The sequence below is a fragment of the Ochrobactrum soli genome (genome assembly GCF_003664555.1).
Taxonomy (GTDB): Bacteria; Pseudomonadota; Alphaproteobacteria; order Rhizobiales; family Rhizobiaceae; genus Brucella; species Brucella teleogrylli.
Genome location: NZ_RCHH01000036.1, coordinates 1 through 7,264 on the forward strand (window position 1 = coordinate 1; position 7,264 = coordinate 7,264).

The window sequence follows — 7,264 nt, forward strand, 5'->3', positions numbered from 1 at the left end:
ATAAAGCGGTGCATCCGGACGTTCGATTGATTTGAGCGCCGCACGCGATAATCCCAACCGGCTCGCAAGCTGACACTCGGTTGTGTTCAGTCTTTCGCAGACTTCGGCTAACCGGTAATGGGCCGGTTTTCCTCGCGCTACCATGATTGCTCCTCCCGTCTCAATGCTATGTTCAAAAATACGATCTACGCCGTTTTGTAATTGAACGTTCAATTAGCCTTCTCAGATACATTCCCGCGAAAATCTGGACGAGACCGCTAGTCAATGCGCCGTCAACAAATGGACCGATGACGGCTTTTACATCGATCCCGGTTGACATTTCTGTCTTGCCGAGGACGAGGCCGATCAACTGACCGCCCGCTATTCCCCCCCAATGCCCCCATCAATGCATTCCAGAACGCACCCATATTAGCGACATGAACGATCTTTCCGAACACCGACCCACCAAGAAGGCCACCGATCAGTTGTATAAAAATCGCAATCATTAGCTTCCTACTAATCGATTTCAGATCAGTTTGGTGTGTTTATATTAGAACAAATGAATAAAAACCCACATGATAACCCAATAGCCATAAGACAACATTACGCTTTATCCGACAAACCTCAAATTTTCTATAATTAATATTGTATTTGATTCAAATTTATAACCAATAATATATAATATGAAAATATGAATTAATTTTACTTTTATTACAATATATACAATATAATATTTCATTATGGCATTGCAAATAATTATAAGCAATTTTGCAATAAATATATTATATTAATGTTATTTAAGATAGAGAAAATAATGTAAATAGAATATCAGTATCGTGCAGCTGGCGCCCAAAATTAAAAAATATGCAGTTACTCCTTAAAAACCGGACATTTTCCGGATTGGGCATTTCAGCTCAGGAACTCTTATGGAGATTGATATCCAAAGCCTTGTGCGTGTGACGATTGTTATAGTGCTCGAACCATAATGGCAGTTGAGCCATGACGGTTTCGGCGTCCGGCGTCGGATTTATCCGGGGCAGCGTAGCCTTATCCTGTGCGCAGACGCCTGTTGAACTATGATGCAGTGATTGCGCGTATTAGAGGCCAGCGATATCGCGCCAGACAGTGTTGGTGGTTTGACGCAGTTCGCGGTGAATGGCAGAGGTGAAGCGGTCGCGGGGAAAATGATGAAGGTTATACCTCGGATTGTGAATGGATGCGAAACGCTACAAGTGTCGTGCTGACTTAAAGCGTTTCATGCCTCGTTCTCGGCGCCTTATCTGTTGATGAGAATTCTCGGCCCGATTGTTCAAGCCCTTGCGCTGGCGATGATCACAGACCGTGAGGCCGATCTCCCGATTGGCAGCACCATAAGATCTCAGTTTATCAGTGACCATGACGCGGGGAACGGCACCCTGACCTGACAGCAACTTGCGCGTGGAGCGCCTTACAGCCTTGGTATCGCGACATTTCTGGACCAGCACTTCAAGTACAAAGCCATCCTGATCAACAGCGCGACACAGAAAATGTCGCTCACCATTGATCGTCACGACAGCCTCATCGAGGTGTCATTTTTCGCCCAGGCGAGGTGCGCGGCGACAAATTTATTGGCGTAGTGTCGTCCGAACTTTTCAGCCCACTCGCGCACTGTCTTGTGGGGGGCGATGACCCCCTCGATATGTCAGCATGTCTTCGACCATGCGAAAGCTCAGCGGAAACCGGAAATACAGCCACACTGCTTCAGCGATAATCTCAGGCGGAAAGCCGTGGCGGTGGTACAGCGAGGAGCGATTGTCGTGCATGCCCTCTAATCAACTGCTGAGACTTACATCAAATTTACCGTTACGGTGCCGCATCTCGCGCAATTCATGAGTGTCAGAAGCTGGTCGATAAGCATGCCGCGGGTGAACTTGCGTAACCGTGTAAGTCAGGTGCTTGTAAGGTTTTGAGAAGCTCAAATGTTCGCAACCAGTGGCCATGCAGAGCCTACTCAGGTCGCATTTTTAAGTGTATCTGGACGTCTTACTAAAATTGTGTATCTATTCTTGAAAGTTCACGGGGAGGGGTTTCCCACATGCAGTCTGACTATAAAGAAATGCGCATTCGCAGTTTTGATGCTTCCGCAGTTAACTCCCTTAAGAAGGCCTTGCTAAGCTCCGTCTACAATCACCGCTATATTCTGGCGGCGGCTGTGACCGTGTTGCTGCCATCCACGCAGGCATTCGCGCAGTGTGCACCAGCACCGGATGCGCCTGTGAGCATCGCCTCGGGTAGTTGCACGGATTCAGGCATGCCAGGTACGCCAACTCGATCTAGCAATGATGCCACGGATGTGGTCGGCGCCTCCGGCACCGGGATCTACACAGGAAACGTTGTTGGCTTGGAGGCAAGCGGCACTGGTGCCGGCGCCCACGCGAGCGGCGACGGAACGATCAATTTGAACGGCGCACCAGATGGTAGTGGGGGATATAACACCGCTTATGTCAATACGACGGGCGCAGGCAGTCACGGTCTTTTTGCGGATGGCGGCGGCCAGATCAATGGAAAGGGTGTCCTCGTTAGCACATCGGGCGACGGCAGCCACGGCATCTACGCAACCGGAGCTGGCAGTGATGTAAATGCTGACTTTAGCGGCGTGACGCTGCCACCGAATGTCGGGCAACAAATCGTGGTTACAGGCGGCAACAATGCGTATGGCGCCTATGCAGCCAATGGTGGCACGGTTGAAATTACCGGCATCAATGCCCTGCAGTCCAGCATCTCGACTTCTGGCATGGGCAGTTCTGCCTTCGTCGCTGAATCAGGGGGCCAAATCACCCTCACCGGTGTGAGCGGTTTCGTTAGCGGCGAGGATACGGCAGGTGCCTTTGTTTCGGGTGCCGGCAGCACGATCGGCACCAACTCCAGCTACATCAACACCTATGGCAATAACAGTGCCGGGATGTCGGTTGCCGACGGGGGAGCGGCCACTATCCATGGCGGCGCGGTTGTGACCGGCAATTATCATGGAACGCTCATCAGCAATTCCGTGGCTCTCCTCGCCCAGGGGACCGGCAGCAAGATCACGATTGATCAGGGCGGCAGCGTGACCACCTATGGAGCGGCAAGCGCCGGCGCGGTGGCCCAGGGCGGGGCTTTCATCGATTTCAAGGGCTACGGCGTTTTTACCTATGAGACCGGCTCCACCGGCGCGATTGCGGATGGGACGGATGGAAACGGAACGGCCAGCAAGGTCGCCATTAGCAATGCCATTGTCCGGACGACCGGCCCGTCCAGCGCCGGTGTCCGTGCCACTGGCGGCGGCACGATGAGTGTAATCGGCGGCGAGATCACCACCGGGTATAAGCCAGGTTTCGGCACGTCCGGCGGCCATTACCTAGCGAGTGAGATCGGCAAGGAGTCCAACGGCGCAGAGGCGATTGGGGCTGGCAGCACGCTTACGATCACGGACAACAAGCTCACAACCACTGGCGACGGTGCCATCGGTGTCGCTGCCAATGCCGGGGGCACCGCCACAGTTGCTGGCGGCACGATCATGACGGGTGGTGCTCCGACCGCCAATTTCACTGCCGATGGTGTCCGGGTGACCGGACCCGGCAGCTCGGTCACGCTGACGAACGGTGCGAAGGACGGCACGGCGGTTACCACTTTAGGTGTCAACGCCATGGGCTTGCACGCGATGCAAGGCGGTGTCGTCGACGCCACGAATGCTACCGTCAACACCAGCGGTGCCGGCGCCTTCGGTGCGCTGTCGGAAGGTGCAAACAGCAATGTCAAGATGACGGCTTCGTCCGTCACAACGCAGGCTGCTTCGGGCCTCTCCGTCAACGCTGGCGGCCAGATCAACACGACCGACACTGCCGTGACGGCGAACGGAACCGGTTCGTCGGGTATTCTTGGCACCGGAGATGGCACGGTGATGATGGCAGGTGGCTCCCTGAGCGCGACGGGGGATCTGATCACCGGAACGGCCGGCAATGTCGTTGCCAATCTGACCGGTGTCGCTCCCACAACAGGCAGCGGCATCGTGGTACATGCCGTAGGCGGCACCACCAGCGGCAATTTCACCGACATGGCGTTGACCGGTAATGTGGTGGGAGAGGGAACCGCCAGGGCCAACGCGACACTGAACAGGAGTACATTGACCGGGGCTGCGTTGAACGCCGACAATATGACTGTCGATGTCACGAGCACCTGGAACATGATAGCTAGTTCCACTGTCAACAACACCGCTGGCAGCTCCACCGAGAATGCGGGCCTGATCGTCTTTGCACCGCCTGTGAACGGCGCCTATAAGACACTGACGGCCTCTAATTTCGTTGGAGGCGCCGGGGGGGCAGCCGGTACGGTTGTCTTGAATACTTACCTGGGCGGCGATGCCTCGCCATCGGACCAGATCGTGATCGATGGTGGCACAGCGACTGGTCAAACAGGGCTTGTTATTAATAATATCAACGGCACTGGCGCGCCAACGACCGATGGCATCAAGGTCGTCAACGCCATCAATGGCGGCACCACGACCACGAGTGCGTTTTTCCTTGGTAATGGCGACTATGTAACGAATGATGGCCAGAACGCCAAGATCGCAGGCGCCTATGCCTATACACTGCACAGAAGCCCTACCTCTAGTGGCACAGATGTCTATGGGGATAGCTATGCCACTGATGACTGGTATTTGCGCTCAGTATTGACCAATCCAGTCGTTCCAGGCGGCCCGGTCGTACCTACTGGCCCTCAACCGCCGCGCTATCATCCTGGCGTGCCGGTTTACGAGACTTATCCGAATGCACTTCAGGTTCTTAATCGTCTACCGACGCTTGCGCAGCGCACAGGCAACCGCTACTGGCGCGAACAGGCTCCGGCCCAGACCGTGTTCTGCAAGGACCCGGCACAGAACTTCAAATGCACGCCGACGCAGGACCAGAATGCCTATTATCAGGATGGTGCGACCACACTTGTTGGCGGTACTGGCGTCTGGGGTCGCATCGAAGGGCTGCATGGTCGTCAGCAGCCTGATGTCACCACGAGCCAGTCAGACTATGACTACGATATGTGGAAGCTGCAGGCCGGCATTGACGGTCAGCTCTATGAAAGCGATGCTGGCAAGCTCATTGGCGGCGTAACTGTTCACTATGGTCAGGTCTCTACCGATATCTCGTCGATCTTTGGCATTGGCAACATTGACACAACAGGCTATGGCTTCGGCGGCACGCTGACCTGGTACGGCAATAACGGGTTCTATCTCGATGCCCAGGGGCAGGTGACCTGGTATGACAGCGATCTTTACTCCGATACGCTGCGTCAGGGACTTGCTGACGGCAATGATGGTTTTGGTTATGCCCTAAGCCTCGAAGCTGGCAAGCGCATCGGTCTTAATGAGAACTGGACGCTCACCCCGCAGGCGCAGCTGATCTGGTCGTCTGTTGATTTCGACAGCTTCACCGATCCCTACGAGGCCCGCGTGTCGCTCGACAAGGGTGACAGCCTGAAGGGTCGTCTGGGACTGGCGCTTGGGCACGAGCGCAGCTGGAAGGACGCTGAGGGTCAAACAAGCCGCGCGCAGGTCTATGGGATCATTAATCTCACCAACGAGTTCCTCGACGGAACCCGGGTAGATGTATCGGGAACCAAATTCGACAGCCGCGCCGACCGGGTGACTGGCGGCATTGGTTTCGGCGGCACCTACAGCTGGAACAACGACAAGTATGCCATCTATGGCGAACTATCTGCAGATACCAGCCTGAAGAACTTTGCTGACAGTTACGAGGTCGGCGGAACGCTGGGACTGCGCGTGAAGTTCTGATCGGACTTTCAAATAAACACTCCCGGTATGGAAGAGATGCCGGGAGCGTTTTATTATCCGGCCTTCACTGGATGCTAATGGCTCCGCGACGCCCGAGTTCAGATAACCCGACAACGCTTGGATCTCTCTTATGACAGCAATCCCGCTTACGACATCGCTTTGTCGTTCTGCAATCTCCCGACGGAGTTTCATACTTGGATTGCTCGCGGTACAGGGTTGCAGTGCTGGCTCTGGAAATGTGTCTCCTTCGCTGGACGCAAGTCCCTATTCGTCTGAACAGTTTCCAGTTCGTCCCGTCAATCGCGGCAAGTTCGCGAAAGATCTTCAGCCGGTCACGATGGCAAAACAGATGGATGCCGCGCCCGGGTCGGTCATAGTCGACCCTCGTAACAAGCATCTCTATTTTGTCGAATCCCCAAATACTGTCAGGCGCTATGGGATAGCCGTTGGCAAAACCGGGTATAGCTGGCGCGGAACGGCAACGGTCGAGCGGAAGGCAAAATGGCCAGCATGGCATCCAACCGACGATATGCATGCCGAAACACCGGGGTTGCCAAAGCGCATCGAACCCGGGCCAGCGAATCCGTTAGGTGCACGCGCGCTATATCTGTTCGCCGACGGTCGCGATACGCTTTATCGTATTCACGGGACAAATGAGCCCTGGACCATAGGGACCGAGGCTTCGTCAGGCTGTATTCGCATGCTCAATGAAGACATTATCGAGCTCTACGAAAAGGTGAAGGTCGGCGCTACCGTTCGAGTTCTTTGAGTAGAACGCGTCAAAATCCATACCGTGAATTGGGTCTGCCGTATTTTCTTGTCCGGAATAAAAAATAGGAAAAGCGAGAAGAATCTGGCTGGTAATGGCGATGCACGTCCGCATTAACGTAGAGCGTCGTTGTGATTGCCGGACGCCTGCCCTACGCAGCGAATGGAAAGCTGGCAGCTCTTTCCGGGCCTCAAACCTGCCGTTCTTAAGTTCCTCGAGATGCGCTTCCGCTCAGAAGTTAGAAACTGACACTGAGTTTCGCATTGAATCCGTTCTGTTTGGCGCCGGAAGCAAACTGGCCGTTATAGGACAGGCCAAGGGTGGCATCGTCGGTCAGCTTGAAATCAAGTCCCGCTTCAATGAGAGCTGCATCGTCGGCAATCGGAAGACCGGAGACTGAGAATGCATCCGAGCCGATGAAGTTTGCGGTGGAAACCGGCGTGATGTCGCCATAGGCATGGCGCCAGCCAAGATCGGTTCGTGCCGTTGCCGTGATGCTGCCCAGAAGAAACTCTGTCGACGCGCGAAGGCCGAGCGTCGAGAAGCCGGTCGCCGTCGTGCCGGAATGAACGGATAGGGCTGCTGCGGTGTGGCCCTTTTCATTAAATCCGTCGGTTTTTAGGCGAACATAGGCAAGACCCGCATAAGGTTCGAACAGGGCTTTGCCATAGTGGATCTTATAGCCAAGTTCGCCGAAGACCTGGAAAGTCCCC

The 7,264-nt window shown here is 54.7% G+C and carries 3 protein-coding genes and 2 pseudogenes; 2 read left to right on the plus strand and 3 right to left on the minus strand.

From position 1 onward, the window contains the following. Positions 1–213 (minus strand): annotated as a pseudogene (locus D8666_RS24405) (hypothetical protein); the annotation flags it as partial. 863 nt (positions 214–1,076) lie between these two features. Continuing rightward, positions 1,077–1,781, minus strand: a pseudogene (locus D8666_RS23725) (IS6 family transposase). 272 nt (positions 1,782–2,053) lie between these two features. Between D8666_RS23725 and D8666_RS23730 the strand changes: the two are divergent. Beyond that, the gene (locus tag D8666_RS23730; protein WP_121539665.1) at positions 2,054–5,782 is read left to right on the plus strand and encodes an autotransporter outer membrane beta-barrel domain-containing protein; all 3,729 of its coding nucleotides are present in this window, start codon (positions 2,054–2,056) and stop codon (positions 5,780–5,782) included. Positions 5,783–5,912: 130 nt separating this feature from the next. After that, a complete protein-coding gene (locus D8666_RS23735; RefSeq protein ID WP_121539666.1) occupies positions 5,913–6,551 on the plus strand; it encodes a L,D-transpeptidase in 639 nt (212 codons plus the stop codon). Positions 6,552–6,789: 238 nt separating this feature from the next. On the opposite strand, the gene D8666_RS23740 is transcribed toward D8666_RS23735, so the two are convergent. After that, positions 6,790–7,264 (minus strand): autotransporter outer membrane beta-barrel domain-containing protein (locus D8666_RS23740; protein WP_121539667.1); only part of this gene is annotated, 475 nt, incomplete at its 5' end.

Bases quoted from the DNA above. Each gene is read 5' to 3' on its own strand.
- D8666_RS23735 (WP_121539666.1), top strand. From the start codon at position 5,913: ATGACAGCAATCCCGCTTACGACATCGCTTTGTCGTTCTGCAATCTCC.
- D8666_RS23730 (WP_121539665.1), top strand. From the start codon at position 2,054: ATGCAGTCTGACTATAAAGAAATGCGCATTCGCAGTTTTGATGCTTCC.